Source organism: Bradyrhizobium sp. SMVTL-02, from assembly GCF_051853005.1.
Taxonomy (GTDB): Bacteria; Pseudomonadota; Alphaproteobacteria; order Rhizobiales; family Xanthobacteraceae; genus Bradyrhizobium.
The window spans coordinates 6,894,237-6,908,475 of record NZ_CP182469.1 but is presented as its reverse complement, the minus strand read 5'-3'; the positions used below and the strand labels follow the sequence as shown (position 1 = coordinate 6,908,475).

General features: G+C 65.5%; 15 protein-coding genes and 1 pseudogene. 12 read left to right on the top strand and 4 right to left on the bottom strand.

Going from position 1 to position 14,239, the window contains the following annotated elements:
- Positions 1–8: 8 nt before the first annotated feature.
- Positions 9–500 carry a hypothetical protein gene (locus tag ACNJYB_RS33015; RefSeq protein WP_283021959.1) on the top strand — a complete coding sequence of 164 codons (492 nt, stop codon included), beginning with the start codon at positions 9–11 and terminating at the stop codon, positions 498–500.
- Between the two features lie 62 nt (positions 501–562).
- Here ACNJYB_RS33015 and ACNJYB_RS33010 read toward each other — a convergent pair whose 3' ends face one another.
- Positions 563–1,111: a TetR/AcrR family transcriptional regulator gene (locus ACNJYB_RS33010; protein ID WP_439370712.1), complete on the bottom strand. Its 549-nt coding sequence runs from the start codon at positions 1,109–1,111 to the stop codon at positions 563–565.
- Positions 1,112–1,210: 99 nt separating this feature from the next.
- On the opposite strand from ACNJYB_RS33010, the gene ACNJYB_RS33005 reads away from it, so the two are divergent.
- The 5 genes from ACNJYB_RS33005 to ACNJYB_RS32985 all read left to right on the top strand — a co-directional run bounded on the left by ACNJYB_RS33005 (position 1,211) and on the right by ACNJYB_RS32985 (position 4,014).
- Positions 1,211–1,639, top strand: a complete 429-nt coding sequence (locus tag ACNJYB_RS33005; protein ID WP_439370710.1) for an acyl-CoA thioesterase — start codon at positions 1,211–1,213, stop codon at positions 1,637–1,639.
- Between the two features lie 3 nt (positions 1,640–1,642).
- A complete protein-coding gene (locus ACNJYB_RS33000) occupies positions 1,643–2,098 on the top strand; it encodes a PaaI family thioesterase (RefSeq protein WP_439370708.1) in 456 nt (151 codons plus the stop codon).
- A gap of 66 nt (positions 2,099–2,164) precedes the next feature.
- Positions 2,165–2,548, top strand: coding sequence for a CidA/LrgA family protein (locus tag ACNJYB_RS32995; protein ID WP_439370707.1), 384 nt, complete (start codon positions 2,165–2,167; stop codon positions 2,546–2,548).
- Positions 2,545–3,267: an LrgB family protein gene (locus tag ACNJYB_RS32990; RefSeq protein WP_439370705.1), complete on the top strand. Its 723-nt coding sequence runs from the start codon at positions 2,545–2,547 to the stop codon at positions 3,265–3,267. Before ACNJYB_RS32995 ends, ACNJYB_RS32990 begins: the two co-directional genes overlap by 4 nt.
- Positions 3,268–3,354: 87 nt before the next feature.
- Entirely contained in the window at positions 3,355–4,014 is a 660-nt protein-coding gene (locus ACNJYB_RS32985) for a DsbA family protein (RefSeq protein ID WP_439370703.1), read from the top strand.
- A gap of 77 nt (positions 4,015–4,091) precedes the next feature.
- On the opposite strand, the gene ACNJYB_RS32980 is transcribed toward ACNJYB_RS32985, so the two are convergent.
- From ACNJYB_RS32980 to ACNJYB_RS32970, 3 genes are all read right to left on the bottom strand, one after another.
- Entirely contained in the window at positions 4,092–4,298 is a 207-nt protein-coding gene (locus tag ACNJYB_RS32980; protein ID WP_439370702.1) for a hypothetical protein, read from the bottom strand.
- 82 nt (positions 4,299–4,380) lie between these two features.
- Entirely contained in the window at positions 4,381–5,451 is a 1,071-nt protein-coding gene (locus ACNJYB_RS32975; protein WP_439370701.1) for a phospholipase, read from the bottom strand.
- Positions 5,452–5,472: 21 nt separating this feature from the next.
- Entirely contained in the window at positions 5,473–6,444 is a 972-nt protein-coding gene (locus ACNJYB_RS32970; RefSeq protein WP_439370699.1) for a S1C family serine protease, read from the bottom strand.
- Positions 6,445–6,732: 288 nt separating this feature from the next.
- Between ACNJYB_RS32970 and ACNJYB_RS32965 the strand changes: the two genes are divergently transcribed.
- From ACNJYB_RS32965 to ACNJYB_RS32940, 6 genes and pseudogenes are all read left to right on the top strand, one after another.
- Complete coding sequence (locus ACNJYB_RS32965) at positions 6,733–8,151, top strand: M20 family metallopeptidase (protein WP_439370697.1); 1,419 nt, start codon at positions 6,733–6,735, stop codon at positions 8,149–8,151.
- Between the two features lie 261 nt (positions 8,152–8,412).
- Positions 8,413–10,201 (top strand): annotated as a pseudogene (locus ACNJYB_RS32960) (peptide ABC transporter substrate-binding protein).
- Positions 10,202–10,230: 29 nt separating this feature from the next.
- A complete protein-coding gene (locus ACNJYB_RS32955; protein WP_439370696.1) occupies positions 10,231–11,190 on the top strand; it encodes an ABC transporter permease in 960 nt (319 codons plus the stop codon).
- The gene (locus ACNJYB_RS32950) at positions 11,156–12,073 is read left to right on the top strand and encodes an ABC transporter permease (protein ID WP_439370694.1); all 918 of its coding nucleotides are present in this window, start codon (positions 11,156–11,158) and stop codon (positions 12,071–12,073) included. The genes ACNJYB_RS32955 and ACNJYB_RS32950 overlap by 35 nt, the downstream gene beginning before the upstream one ends.
- Positions 12,073–13,068: an ABC transporter ATP-binding protein gene (locus ACNJYB_RS32945; RefSeq protein ID WP_439370693.1), complete on the top strand. Its 996-nt coding sequence runs from the start codon at positions 12,073–12,075 to the stop codon at positions 13,066–13,068. The genes ACNJYB_RS32950 and ACNJYB_RS32945 overlap by 1 nt, the downstream gene beginning before the upstream one ends.
- The gene (locus ACNJYB_RS32940; RefSeq protein ID WP_439370691.1) at positions 13,065–14,033 is read left to right on the top strand and encodes an ABC transporter ATP-binding protein; all 969 of its coding nucleotides are present in this window, start codon (positions 13,065–13,067) and stop codon (positions 14,031–14,033) included. Before ACNJYB_RS32945 ends, ACNJYB_RS32940 begins: the two co-directional genes overlap by 4 nt.
- Positions 14,034–14,239: the final 206 nt, after the last annotated feature.

Here is a 14,239-nt window from a genome sequence, read left to right as displayed (position 1 = left end):
GATCAGGGATGACCAATCAGACAAAATTGCTGTGTGCGATTGTGGCGTCAGGTGTCGTGGCATTGATGGCCGCCGCGCCGGCGCAGGCGCTGACCTCGCAGGAGTGCAGCGCGAAATATCAGGCCGCCAAGAAGGACGGCTCGCTCGGCACCATGAAGTGGAACGACTTCCGCAAGGCCCAGTGCGGGGCCGATGCGACGCCCGCCGCCGCGCCGACGGCGGCTGCTCCGGCCGCCCCCGCCGCTCCGGCCGAGCCGAAACAGGCCAAGAAGGAGGCGGCTCCCGCCGCCGCGCCGACCCTGCCGGCCGGCCCCGCGATCTATCCGAACGCGGTCGATCCGAAATACGCCAAGGAGCCCGCCGGCAAGGCGCGCCTGCACACCTGCGTCGATCAGTACAATGCCAACAAGACCACCAACGGCAATGGCGGCTTGAAGTGGATCCAGAAGGGCGGCGGCTATTACAGCGAATGCACCAAGAAGCTGAAGGGCGCCGCCTGAGCTTCGACAACAGCGTGCAATGGCCGGAGTAAAGCTCCGGCCATCTTCGTTTGACCGATCGCCTAGTCCAGGAGCTTCTCGGCCGACTTCGCCACGAGCTGCGAACGCTTGCGCGGGCCGCGCTCGACGAACAGCAGGCTCTGGCCGAAGATGAAGCAATAAAACAGGAAGGCCTGCGCCTCGGCTGCGTCGGCGTCGAGGCCGGTCGCGCGATAGAGTTCGGCAACATGCGTGAGCCGCGCGGCATCGACGCTCGCCACGGCCGCCGCGGCGTTCTCGTCCGAGCGGGCCCATTGCCGGATCGCGAGCTCGATCGCCATTCCTTCCGGATTGAGGCGCTCAGAGTAGAGCTGGATCACGGCCTTCAGCCGTTCGCGTGGCGCTTCGCCGTCGAGGCTCGTCTGCTGCGCGATCGACGCCGCGCGCCCCTCGCGCCAGCGTTCCAGTATGGCCTCGAGCAGCGCGGCGCGGTCGGCGAAACGGCGGTAGAAGCCTCCCTTGGTGACACCGAGATTCTTGGCGAGCACCTCGACCCTGACACCCTCGACCCCCGAGCGGGCGAGCTCGGCGAACCCCGCCTCGACCCAGACATCGCCCTTGCCGTCGCTCATGGAGGAAGCCTCACCGGTTCTTGATACGGTGCCGTATTGCTAACGCAGAACCGCCCTGATACGCTACCGTATCAAAAATCAAGGGCAGGAGGATTGGCGATGGAGCGGGAGGCGACCTATCGCGGCACGGTTTATCCGTGGCAATGCGACCATGTCGGCCACATGAACATCATGTGGTATGTCGGCAAATTCGACGAGGCCAACTGGAATCTGTTCGCCCGCCTCGGCCTGACGCCGAGTTACCTGCGCAGCTCGGGGCGCGGCATGGCCGCGGTCCAGCAGAACATCGCCTACAAGCGCGAGCTGCTTGCCGGCGACATCGTCGAGATCCGCAGCCATCTGCTCGAGGTCGGCGACAAGTCGATCCGCTTCCGGCACGACATGCGGAATGCCGAGACCGGGGAGATCGCCGCGACCTGCGAGATCACCGGCGTGCATCTGGACCGTCAGCTCCGCAAGTCCGCGCCGTTCACCAATGCCATCCGCGAAGCTGCCGCGAGGCATCTTGCCGAACCGGCCGGGACCTGAACCATGACTGCGTTCGAGCCGAAAAACCCGGGCTACCGCGCGGCGACTGTCGCCATGTTCGACGCCCAGCCGGCGATGCGCACGCTCGGCATCGTGATCGTCCGTCTCGCGCCGGGCGAGGTCGAACTGGCGATGCTGCATGCGCCGGCCTTCACACAGCAGAACGGTTTCATTCATGCCGGCATCATCACGGCCGGGCTCGACAACGCCTGCGGCGTTGCCGCCTTCACCTTGATGCCGCCGGAGGCCGATATCCTCACCGTCGAATTCAAGACCACGCTGCTCGCGCCCGCCCGCGGCGAGCGTTTCGTCTTCAAGGCCGAGGTGGTCAAGCCCGGCCGTGCGCTCACCTTCTGCGAGGCAAAGGCCTTCGCCGAGCATGACGGCAAGACCACGCTGATCGCGACGATGACCGGGACGCTGATGGCGATGCTGCCTCGCCCCCGCGAGTTCGCATGAGGTGCGCGCGTCCCGCGCATAGCGGCGATTGACAAGCCGGGCGGCGCGTCCCCTCATGCGAACGCCATGCTCGCAAGTCTCGGTCTCATCCTGCTTTGCCAGTTGATCGGCGAAGCCGTCGTGCGCGGCCTCGGCCAGCCATTGCCGGGACCCGTGCTCGGATTGCTGCTGCTCCTGATCCTGCTGCTCGCCCGCGACCGCTTTGCGCTGCTTGCACGCGGGCCGCTGCGCGACAACGGCATCGAGACGGCGAGCAAGGGCCTTCTGGTCCATCTCTCGCTGCTGTTCGTGCCGGCCGGCGTCGGCGTCGTGCAGAAGCTCGACGTCCTCGCCTCTCACGGCATTGCCATCGTCGTCGTGCTCGCGCTGTCCGTGGCCGTCACGTTGCTCACGACCGTGCTGACCTTCCGCCTCGTCACCCGCCTGTTGCGGCAGCAGGACGCGCAATGACGGACAACCCGTTCTCGCTCTGGGTCTATCTCTCGCAGTCGCCGCTGCTGTGGCTGACCGTGACCCTGCTGGTCTATGCGGGCACGGATGCGGTGTCGCTGGCCACGCGGCGCCATGCGCTTGCCAATCCCGTGCTGCACGCGATGTGGATCATCGGCGCGTTCCTGCTCCTGACCGGCACCTCCTACACGACCTATTTCGCCGGTGCGCAGTTCGTGCACTTCCTCCTGGGACCGGCGACCGTCGCGCTCGCCGTGCCGCTCTATGAAAACCGCAAGCGCGTGGTTTCGTCCATCGTGCCGATGCTGGTGGCGCTGATCGCGGGCTCGGTCACGGCGGTGGTGTCGGTGGTCCTGCTGGCCGAAGTCGCCGGGCTGCCGCGCGATGTCGTGCTGTCGCTGGCGCCGAAATCCGTCACCGCCGGCGTCGCCATGGGCATCGCCGAATCCCTGCATGCCGATCCTTCGCTGGCGGCGGTCGCGGTGATCCTCACCGGCATCATGGGCGCGATCATCGTGACGCCGCTGATGAACCGCACCGGCATCACCGATTACCGGGCTCGCGGCTTTGCCGCGGGCCTCGCCGCGCACGGCATCGGTACCGCGCGGGCGTTCCAGGTCGACGAGATCGCCGGCGTCTTCTCCGGCATCGCCATGAGCCTGAACGCTTTGGTGACCTCGTTCCTGGTCCCCCTCGCAGTCACGCTGCTGGTGCGATGACATCGCCGCCGCGACTCTCTATATGATCGGTAACAATTCCCGATCCCAAGCGTATTTGCCGAAGACGGGACCGAAACGGGACGAGATATGACTGGATCTTGGAATAAGAACCGCCTGGTGCCGACGCGGCGCGCAGCGCTGACGCTGATCGGGGCAGGGGCGCTTGCGGGCGGCATCACCTCGGCATTGGCGGCCGCCGCCGACGACGAGGTGCTCACGGAATCCAAGGTGCTGCGCGATCCCGACACCCCGGTCGCCGGCAATCCCGACGGCAACATCACCATCGTCGAATGGTCCGACTATAATTGTCCCTATTGCCGCAAGCTCGAGCCCGAGCTGCGCCAGGTCGTTCAGGATGACGGCAAGGTGAGGCTGGTAATGAAGGACTGGCCGATCCTCGGACCGGTCTCGGTCACGGCGGCGCGGATCGCGCTCGCGGCCAAATTCCAGGACAAGTACCACCAGGCCCATGACGCCATGATGGGCGTCTCTTCGCGTCTGACCGAGCCGCGCATCAACGAGCGGCTCGCTGCCGCCGGCGTCGACATGGACCGGTTGAAGCGCGATCTTGCCGATCGCGCCAAGGACATCGACGCCATTCTCAAGCGCAACAACGAGCAGGCCGAAGCCTTTGGTTTCCGCGGCACCCCGTCCTTCATCGTCGGAAAGTACCGCGTGCCCGGTGTGCTCAGCATGACCGAGTTCGAGCAGGTCATCGCCGACGCCCGCAAAGCCAAGATGAACTGAGGCGCATCGTTGAGCGCAGCCAACGTGAAGGCGCCGCCGCGGACCCGCGACGGCGCCTTGTTCATGATACCGCGACGTTACTTCGACGAGATCCGGACCCAGTCCTTGTGCGCGCGATCACGCAGCGCATCCCAATCGGCCTTGGCGACATCCCAGTTCACGATGGTGCGATTGGTGGTCGCGACCCCGCCATTGGCGACCGATGAGGTCTGCATGGAGTCATAGACGTAGACGCCGCCCGCAAGCAGCAGCGCGCCCAGGATCATTCCGAAAAAAGTCTGCATGTGGAACCTCCGGTAGCGGGACGACAACGTCGGCCCGGAATGATGGTTCCGCAGCCATGCGGCGCATCCAAGGAGAGGTTGTTCATTTTCCATTCAGCCATTGCAGCAGCTCCGCGTTGATCTCGCGCGGATAGGTGTGGCTGAGGTCGTCGATCTCACGGTAGGTGACGTCGGCGCCGGCGGCGGAGAGCGCGGCCTGCGTCTGCCGCGCGGTCTGCACCGTAAACATCCAGTCGAGCTTGCCGTGGGTGATGAAGATGGGCAGGCCCCGCATGCGTTCGGCGTCGGCCATCTCCGCCATCAGCGGATGGAAGGTCGCGGAGACCGGCGCAAGATGCGTGAAGTGCGAGGCGCCGTCGAGCCCGGTGACGTAGCAGAAGGTTCCGCCGTCGCTCATGCCGGTCAGAAGCATGCGCGATGTGTCGATGCTCCAGCGGCTGCGCACGTTCTCGAGGATGCGCATCAGGTTCGGCGTGTCGGCGTCGTCGCCCATGAGCGCCCAGGTGGGACCGGTCGCGGTCGGCGCCACCAGAATGGCGCCAAGACTGCGGGCATCGCGCAGCCAGCTCCAGAGAAAGCCGCGGCCGTTGCCGCTGCCGCCATGCAGCGCCATCACCAGCGGCATGGGGCGATCGTGCCTGTAATACTCGGGCACATAGACAGAGAAGCCGCCGCGGCTGCCGGGCTCGTTGTGGTCGTGGAAGATGCCGGTGTGCTCCCCTGCGCCGGCTTCCAGCCGTGAGAGCAAATCACCGTTCTCGCGATTGGCGGCGTTGAGAAAGAAGCTGTTCACCGGTGGAAACTGTGCCGCCAGCGGATAAAGCGCCTCCTGCGCGCGCGGCAGATGCCGCAATGCGCGGAAGACCGTGACGAGGTCGCCATTGCCGCGCTCGACGTCGCGGATGCCGGCAAAGGCGGCGAGCGTCTCGCTGCAGGCGCGGTCGAGCCGTTCGCGCAGTCCGGCGAATTGCTCCGGCCATTCTCCGATCCCGGCTTGTGATGCCTGCAGTGCTTCGTCCGGCGTTCCGATCGCGTTCATCACGGACGCGAAGGCCGGCGGATGCAGATGCCGGGCGAAGAAGCCGAGCGCTTCAAGCGCATTGAGCAGCGGCGGCAGCACGGCCACGATGTCGTCGATCACGGCCTCGCTCATCGCGGCGTCCCTGGCTTGGGGTCAATGCAGCTTCGGCGCCTTCAACAGCTTGAAACGGTCGGTCGAGGTCACCGTCACCTCGAAGGTGACGCCTTCATGGTGCACGGTCAGCGGCACGTCGACCCCGGCGGCGCCGAGAGCCCACATCTTCCTGTAGAAAGCGGTCTGGCTCGTGACCTTGTCGCCGTCCACCGCGAGGATGACGTCGCCCGTCTTGAGCTCGGCGCGCGCGGCCGGGCCGTTGGCGGAGATCCCGATCACCACCACGCGGCTGTCGATCTCGGTCGAGTAAAGCCCGAGCCAGGGTCGCGCCGGCTTGTTGACGCGGCCGAACTTGCGCAGATCCTCCAGGATCGGCTTCAAGAGATCGATCGGCACGACCATGTTGACGTGCTCGGCCTTGCCGTCGCGTTCACGCTCGAGCTGGAGCGAGCCGATGCCGATCAGCTCGCCGCGCTCGTTGAGCAGGCCGGTGCCACCCCAGTTCGGATGCGCGGGATAGGTGAAGACGGCTTCATCCAGCAGATATTCCCAGTAGCCGGCGAATTCCTGCTTGGCCACGATCTGGCTTGCAACCGATCGCGTGCGGCCGCCGGCGCCGCCGAGCACGACGCGGTCGCCGACGCGGGTATCGGCCGAGTTGCCGAGCGGCAGGGGGTCGACGTCGAGACGACCGAGTGCCTGCACGAGGCCGAAGCCGGTGACGGAATCGAAGCCGAGGGCGTGCCCCTCGACGACACGTCCGTCGGCGAGGTGCAGCCACACCGATTCCGCCTCGGTGATGAGATAGCCGATGGTCAGCACCAGGCCGTTATCGATCACAACGCCGTTTCCGGCGCGTTCGGTGCCCAGCGTCTCGGCGCTGAATGCGTCCGGCGGGACGATGGCGTGCAGGCCGACGACGGAGGCGAGCGCGCGGTCGAGATCGAATCCGTAATCGCTCGCGCGCGGCTGATTGGCCGGCGGCACTCTCCATTCGGTCAGGGCGGGCATGGAGTTCTCCTGGCTGAGGGCATCGCGTCGCCGTTGGCGCGGGACGATGCGCGAAGCGTGGATAATTTAGGCCGGAGAGGGCCGTCTTGAAAGCCTCGCTCCTCAACAATTCCCGAGAATGCCGCATGAAATCCTCGAAACGCACCGAAACACCTCGTGCACCGGGGGCGGGCAACCGCGCGATCCGGGACCGGCCGCATGGCTGCTGTCCGGCGAGGTGCTAGGCGGGCTGCAGTGAAGCTGCTAACCATTGCCGCTTCGTTTGACCAAGGGATCATGGACCGAAGCATGGACAACCGCAGCGACATCTGGCGTGGCGTCGACACGATCAAGGCGCGTTTCATCGACCTCAGCGACAAGGTCTGGGGCACGCCCGAGGTGTGCTACACCGAGGCGCGGTCCGCCGCCGAACATCTCGCCGAGCTGCGTCATCAGGGCTTCCGTATCACCGAGAAAGTCGCCGGCATTCCGACCGCGCTGATGGGCGAATGGGGCGAGGGCGGACCGGTCATTGCCTTCATGGGCGAATATGATGCGTTGCCGGGCCTCAGTCAGGAGGCTGGCGTTGCGGAACACCGTCCGGTCGAAGCCGGCGGCCATGGCCATGGCTGCGGTCACAACCTGCTTGGCTCTGCCGCGCTGCTCGCCGCGACTGCCGTGAAGGACTGGCTCGCCGAGAACAAGGTGCCGGGTCGCGTGCGCTATTACGGCTGTCCGGCCGAGGAAGGCGGCGCGGCAAAGGCCTTCATGGTGCGCTCCGGCGCGTTCGAAGACGCCGACATCGCCATCACCTGGCATCCGCACAGCTTCTGGGAAGTGGCGGTGACGCCGTCACTCGCGAACACGCGCGCCGATTTCATCTTCACCGGCCGCACGTCGCATGCGGCGGCCTCGCCGCATCTCGGCCGTTCCGCGCTCGATGCCGTGGAACTGATGAATGTCGGCGTGAACTATATGCGCGAGCACATGCCGAGCGACGCCCGCGTGCACTATGCGCTGCTCGACACCGGCGGCATCGCGCCCAACGTGGTGCAGGCGCATGCCCGCGTGCGCTACTCGATCCGCGCCCGCGATCTTCCCGGCATGAACGAGCTGGTCGAGCGCGTGTCCAAGATCGCGCAGGGGGCCGCGTTGATGACCGAGACCAAGGTCGAGATGAAGATCATCTCCGCGGTCTCCAACATCCTACCGAACGCGCCGCTGGAGCAGGCGCTGCACCGGGTCATGGAAGAGCTCGGTCCGCCGCATTTCGACGATGCGGACAAGAGCTTTGCCACGGAGATCCGCGCGACGCTGAGCGACAAGGACATCTCCTCGGTCTACTACGCGATCGGCATGGAGCCGAACGATCGGCCGCTGGCCGACTTCCTGGTGCCGCTCGATGCCAAGCGCAACCCGCTTGTCGGCTCGACCGACGTCGGCGACGTCAGCTGGGTAGTGCCGACCGTGCAGGTTCACGCACCCACGGTTGCAATCGGCACGCCCTTCCACACCTGGCAGGTAGTGGCGCAGGGCAAGAGCCCGCACGCGCACAAGGCCATGGTACAGGCGGCCAAGGCGATGGCCGGGCTCGGCATCAAGGCGCTGACGGATCCCGAGCTGATCAAGGCCGCCAAAGCCGATCTTCAGAAGCGCACGGCCAAGACACCTTACGTCTGTCCGCTGCCGGACCATGTCGCGCCTCCGCTCGACATGTCCGTGGCATAGAATTCCGTCTCGATACTTCGTCTGATCCGGCGAACAAATTTTCCGCAGTGCAGCGCGGTTTCCGGCCGTTTTGGCGCGGGATTGCCGAGCGCCTGGGCTGCGGAACACGGTTTTGCCCAACGGACAGCCAGAAGACCGTTTGCATACACACGGTCCCAGTTGACGTGCCCCCTAATCGGTGTGCCATCTACCGCCAGCCAAACCCGGCGGCCGCCTCTCGCGGCCGCCTGCATCCATACGGGAACCAGACGGGGGACAACCATGCTGGATAAAGAACTGCGTTCGATGATCGGCGAGGTGAAGGACGGGCGGATGGATCGCCGCGCCTTCATCAAGCGCATGGCCGCGGTCGGGCTCACCGCCCCCCTGGCCAAAGATCCTCGCGCTCGGCGGCGTCGCCATGGCGGAGGGCCCGTCGACCTACAAGCCGACCAAGCGTGGCGGCGGTGGTGCGCTGAAGCTGCTGTGGTGGCAGGGCCCGACCCTGCTCAATCCGCACTTCGCCACCGGCACCAAGGACCAGGACGGCTCGCGCCTGTTCTACGAGCCGCTCGCCTGCTGGGATCCGGATGGCAACATGAAGCTGGTGCTCGCGGCGGAAATTCCGTCGATCGAGAACGGTCTGCTCGCAGCCGACGGCAAGTCGGTGACGTGGAAGCTGAAGCCCGGCGTGAAGTGGCATGACGGCAAGCCGTTCACCGCGGATGACGTCGTCTTCAACTGGGAGTACGCCAAGGACCCGGCGACCTCTGCATTGACCATTGCGACGCACCGCGACATCACCGTGGAGAAAGTGGACGACCTCACGGTCCGCATTCTCTTCAAGAAGCCGACGCCGTTCTGGGCCGACGCCTTTGTCGGAGCGCCCAACACCATCATTCCCAAGCATCTCTTCGCCGACTACACGGGGAGCAAGTCGCGGGAAGCGCCGGCCAACCTTTCTCCGGTCGGAACCGGTCCCTACAAGTTCGTCGAGTTCAAGCCCGGTGATCTCGTCCGCGGGCAACTCAATCCCGATTATCACATGCCGAACCGCCCCTATTTCGACACGGTCGAGATGAAGGGCGGTGGCGATGCGGTTTCGGCCGCGCGGGCGGTGATTCAGACTGGAGAATATGATTTCGGCTGGAACATCCAGGTCGAGGACGACGTCCTGTTGCGCCTCGAGAAGGGCGGCAAGGGCAAGACCGTCTACGCCGTCGGCGGCGACACCGAGTTCATCGCGCTCAACTTCACCGATCCCAACGCGGAGGTCGACGGCGAGCGCTCGTCGATGAAGACCAAGCATCCGCTGTTCTCCGATCCCGCCGTGCGCAAGGCGCTGTCGCTGCTGGTCGATCGCGAGTCCGTCAAGAAGGCGATCTATGGCCGCGCCGGCCGTACCACCGCCAATTTCCTCAACGGTCCCGAAAAGTTCGTCTCCAAGAACACGACCTGGGAATTCAGCGTCGAAAAGGCCTCGAAGCTGCTGGACGACGCCGGCTGGAAGCCGGGCGCGGACGGCATCCGCGAGAAGGATGGCAAGAAGCTGAAGCTGCTCTACCAGACCTCGATCAACGGTCCCCGTCAGAAGACGCAGGCGATCGTCAAGCAGGCCTGCCAGAAGGCTGGCATCGACGTCGAACTGAAGTCGGTCGTTGCGTCGGTCTTCTTCTCCTCGGACGTCGCCAATCCCGATACCTACGCGAAGTTCTATGCGGACATCGAGATGTTCCAGATTCCGCTGAGCCAGCCGGACCCGTCGCAGCACATGCGCCGCTATCTGTCCACCAACGTCGCCACCAAGGAGAACAAGTGGCAGGGCACGAACTTCCCGCGCTGGGTCAACAAGGAGTACGACGCGGCGATCGAGGCTGCCGAAAGCGAAATGGACCCGCTCAAGCGCGCGGCACACTACATCAAGGCCAACGACCTCATGTACCAGGACACCGTATTCATCCCGGTGCAGCATCGGCTGAAGGTGGAGGCCGCGGCCAACAATTTGCGGCCGATCGTCAGCGGCTGGGCCAACGAAACCGACAATCTGCACGATTGGTACCGCGAGGAATGATCACGCGCGGCTAGGCGGGTCCTTCCCTCATGACTCAGTACGTTCTGCGTCGTCTCCTGATCGCGATTCCCAGCTTGCTGGGAATCTCGCTGGTGCTGTTTGTCGTGCTCGCGCTCGCTCCGGGCGACCCGTTCTCGGAGCTCGCGACCAATCCGAACGTTCCGCCCGAAGTCGCTCTCGCGCTTCGGGCGAAGTTCGGCCTCGATGATCCGATCTACCTCCGCTACCTGCACTGGCTCAACGCGATGGTGCACGGCGATTGGGGCTTCTCCTTCGTCAGCCGGATGAACGTCGACACGCTGATCCTGCAGCGCCTGCCGGCCACGCTCTACGTGATCGGCTCGGCGCAGATCCTGGCGCTGCTGATCGCGATTCCGGTCGGCGTCTATGCCGCGACGAAGCCCTATTCGCTATTCGACCAGATCGCCAACACGCTCGCCTTCGTCGGCTTCTCGCTGCCGACCTTCTTCACCGGCATCCTGTTCATCCTGATCTTCTCGGTCACGCTGGACTGGCTGCCCTTCGTCTACACCACCGACATCAAGGCCACCGGCATCCACTGGGTGCTGGAGATGATCCGTCAGGCCGTCATGCCGGTGGCGGTGCTCGGGCTGTTCCAGGCGGCGTCGATGACGCGCTTCGTGCGCTCGGCGATGCTCGACGTCATCAGGCTCGACTACGTCACCACGGCGCGAGCCAAGGGTCTCGGCCAGGCCACGGTGATCGTCAAGCACGTGATGCGCAACGCCATGATCCCCGTGGTCACGCTGATCGCGCTGCAGATGCCCGCGGTGTTCGGCGGCGCCATCGTCACCGAGCAGATCTTCCGTATCCCCGGCATCGGCTCGCTGCTGATCTCCTCCATCCTTTCCAACGACACGCCGGTGGTGATGGCCGTCACCTTCGTCTTCGCGTGCCTCGTGGTGCTGTTCAACCTCATCGCGGACGTCCTTTATGGCTGGCTTGACCCTCGCATCTCCCTCCGCTGAGCGGGGGGTCTACTCGCCCTGGCGCGAGACGTGGCGGCGCTACAGCCGCCACAAGCTCGCCGTCGTCAGCGCCTTCCTGCTCCTCATCCTGGTGCTCGCCGTCGTGCTCGGGCCGTTCGTGTGGCGCGTGAAGATCAACGACATCGACATTGTCGCGGGCATGCAGGGGCCGTCGTTCGCCCATCCGTTCGGCACCGACGATCTCGGCCAGGACATTCTGGCGCGCATGATCTATGGCGGCCGCATCTCGCTCGCGGTGGGGCTCGCCGCGATGCTGGTCTCCGTTTTCATCGGCACGCTGATCGGCGCGCTCGCCGGCATGTCGCGTGGTGCGCTCGGGCATGGATTGATGTGGCTCACCGACCTCTTCCTGTCGCTGCCGCAACTGCCGCTGCTGCTCTTGCTCATCTACCTCTTCCGTGACGGGCTGAAGCAGGTGTTCGGTCCCGAAGGCGGCATCTTCATCCTGATCGTGCTCGTGATCGGCGGCCTGCGCTGGATGCCGGTGGCGCGGCTCGTGCGCGCGCAGTTCCTGTCGATCCGCGAGAAGGAGTTCGTCGAGGCGGCCCGCGCGCTCGGTGCCAGCCCGGTCCGGCAGGTGGTGCGCCACATCCTGCCGAATGCGGTCGGCCCGGTGATCATCGCCGGCACCATCGACGTCGCCGCCGCCATCATCGCGGAATCGACGCTGTCCTTCCTCGGTCTCGGCTTTCCGCCCGACACTCCGACCTGGGGACGGTTGCTGTACGACGCCAAGGACTTTCTCGACATCGGTCCGCACTGGGCGCTGTTCCCGGGCGGCGCGATCTTCATCGCGGTGGTCGCCATCAACTTCATCGGCGACGGCCTGCGGGACGCGCTCGACGCGCGACGGGTGATCTGATGGCGCCGCTGCTCGAGATCAAGGGCCTGAAGACCCACTTCTCCACCGACGACGGTATCCTCCAGGCCGTCGACGGCGTCGATATCTCCATCAACAAGGGTGAGACGCTCTGCGTCGTCGGCGAATCCGGCTGCGGCAAGACCGTGACCGCGATGTCGATCCTGAAGCTGATCGCGATGCCGCCGGGTCGCATCGCGGCCGGCCAGATCCTCTTCGAGGGCCGCGATCTCGTGCCGCTGACCAGCAATCAGCTCGACGAGATCAGGGCCAAGGAGATCGGCTTCATCTTCCAGGAGCCGATGACCTCGCTCAATCCGGTGCTCACCATCGGCGAGCAGATCGCCGAGAGCCTGCGCCGGCACGAGGCCGTGACGAAGAAGCAGGCGCTCGACCGCACCATCGAGATGCTGAAGCTGGTGCAGATCCCCAACGCCGAAGGCCGCGTGCACAATTATCCGCACCAGTTCTCCGGCGGCATGCGTCAGCGCGTGATGATCGCGATGGCGCTCGCCTGCAAGCCGAAGCTGATCATCGCCGACGAGCCCACTACGGCGCTCGACGTCACCATCCAGGCGCAGATCCTCGACCTCTTGCAGGACATGAAGGAGCGCTTCGGCATGGCGGTGATGCTGATCACCCATGCCATGGGCGTCGTCGCCGAGACCGCGCAGCGCGTCGTCGTGATGTATGCCGGCAAGGTGGTGGAGGAGGCGCCCGTCGACGATCTCTTCGGCGATCCCCGTCACCCCTATACGCAAGGCCTGATCCGCTCGATCCCGCGCATCGATCTCGACAGCGAACACAAGACGCGCCTGGAGGCGATCGGTGGCTCGGTGCCGATCCTGATCAATCCGCCGGTCGGCTGCCGCTTCGCGCCGCGCTGCAAGTTCGCCATGAACGTCTGCATCGAGAAGGAGCCGCTGCTCCGCGAGGTCTCACCGGGCCATCGCATGGCCTGTCACCTCGGCGATACACAGTTGGGAGGCGCTGCATGAGCGAGCCCTTGCTCCGCGTCAGCGGCCTGAAGAAACATTTCCCCGTGCTCGGTGGCCTGCTGTCGCGCCAGGTCGGCACCGTCTATGCGGTCGACGGCGTGTCGTTCTCGGTCAATCGCGGCGAGACGCTCGGCCTGGTCGGCGAATCCGGCTGCGGCAAGTCCACCACGGGCCGCTGCGTGCTGCGACTGATCGAGCCGACCGACGGCGAGGTCACCTTCGACGGCCAGGATGTGCGCAAGCTCGGCGGCAACGATCTGCGCGCGATGCGGCGGAACATGCAGCTGGTGTTCCAGGACCCGTTCGCCTCGCTCAATCCGCGCATGACGATCGGCGCCATCCTCGGCGAGGCCTTCACCATCCACAATCTGGCCTCGTCGGCCAAGGAGCGGGAGGAGCGCGTCGCGGGCCTGCTCGTGAAGGTCGGCCTGAAGGCCGAGCACATGCGGCGCTATCCGCATGAATTCTCCGGCGGCCAGCGCCAGCGCATCGTGATCGCGCGCGCGCTCGCGGTCGAGCCGAAGCTGATCGTCTGCGACGAGCCGGTCTCGGCGCTCGACGTGTCGATCCAGGCCCAGGTCATCAACCTGCTGGAAGATCTCCAGGCCGAGCTGAACCTGACCTATCTGTTCGTCGCGCACGACCTCTCAGTGGTCGAGCACATCTCCGACCGCGTCGCGGTGATGTATCTCGGCCGCATCGTCGAGCTGGCGAGGGCCAGCGATCTCTACCGCAATCCGCAGCATCCCTACACCAAGGCGCTGCTATCGGCGGTGCCGGTGCCCGATCCAAAGCTCAAGCGCGAGCGCATCCGCCTCAAGGGCGACGTGCCGAGCCCGATGAAGCCGCCGTCGGGCTGCCACTTCCACACCCGCTGCCCGATCGCCCAGCCGCGCTGCGCCGAGAGCGCGCCCGAGCTGAAGGAGGGGGCGGGCGGGCACTTCGTGGCGTGTCATCTGGCGTAATGGTGCAGCGCGCCGTGCGTAGGCGCCTTCACGCTGCCGCTTAATCTTTGAACTGAGGGAGGAATAATTCGAACGGGCGAGTTGGGCGTCGTCCTGCACGCGGGCGGCAAGGGTCCCTTGGCCGCCCATTGGACTGAGCGGACAAACTCATTTCCGGACTGTGAAGCATCTTACACCACATGCCTCCGATGGTGCTAGAATAGCCA

Bases quoted from the DNA above. Each gene is read 5' to 3' on its own strand.
- ACNJYB_RS33015 (WP_283021959.1), top strand. From the start codon at position 9: ATGACCAATCAGACAAAATTGCTGTGTGCGATTGTGGCGTCAGGTGTC.
- ACNJYB_RS33010 (WP_439370712.1), bottom strand. From the start codon at position 1,111: ATGAGCGACGGCAAGGGCGATGTCTGGGTCGAGGCGGGGTTCGCCGAG.
- ACNJYB_RS33005 (WP_439370710.1), top strand. From the start codon at position 1,211: ATGGAGCGGGAGGCGACCTATCGCGGCACGGTTTATCCGTGGCAATGC.
- ACNJYB_RS33000 (WP_439370708.1), top strand. From the start codon at position 1,643: ATGACTGCGTTCGAGCCGAAAAACCCGGGCTACCGCGCGGCGACTGTC.
- ACNJYB_RS32995 (WP_439370707.1), top strand. From the start codon at position 2,165: ATGCTCGCAAGTCTCGGTCTCATCCTGCTTTGCCAGTTGATCGGCGAA.
- ACNJYB_RS32990 (WP_439370705.1), top strand. From the start codon at position 2,545: ATGACGGACAACCCGTTCTCGCTCTGGGTCTATCTCTCGCAGTCGCCG.
- ACNJYB_RS32985 (WP_439370703.1), top strand. From the start codon at position 3,355: ATGACTGGATCTTGGAATAAGAACCGCCTGGTGCCGACGCGGCGCGCA.
- ACNJYB_RS32980 (WP_439370702.1), bottom strand. From the start codon at position 4,298: ATGCAGACTTTTTTCGGAATGATCCTGGGCGCGCTGCTGCTTGCGGGC.
- ACNJYB_RS32975 (WP_439370701.1), bottom strand. From the start codon at position 5,451: ATGAGCGAGGCCGTGATCGACGACATCGTGGCCGTGCTGCCGCCGCTG.
- ACNJYB_RS32970 (WP_439370699.1), bottom strand. From the start codon at position 6,444: ATGCCCGCCCTGACCGAATGGAGAGTGCCGCCGGCCAATCAGCCGCGC.
- ACNJYB_RS32965 (WP_439370697.1), top strand. From the start codon at position 6,733: ATGGACAACCGCAGCGACATCTGGCGTGGCGTCGACACGATCAAGGCG.
- ACNJYB_RS32955 (WP_439370696.1), top strand. From the start codon at position 10,231: ATGACTCAGTACGTTCTGCGTCGTCTCCTGATCGCGATTCCCAGCTTG.
- ACNJYB_RS32950 (WP_439370694.1), top strand. From the start codon at position 11,156: ATGGCTGGCTTGACCCTCGCATCTCCCTCCGCTGAGCGGGGGGTCTAC.
- ACNJYB_RS32945 (WP_439370693.1), top strand. From the start codon at position 12,073: ATGGCGCCGCTGCTCGAGATCAAGGGCCTGAAGACCCACTTCTCCACC.
- ACNJYB_RS32940 (WP_439370691.1), top strand. From the start codon at position 13,065: ATGAGCGAGCCCTTGCTCCGCGTCAGCGGCCTGAAGAAACATTTCCCC.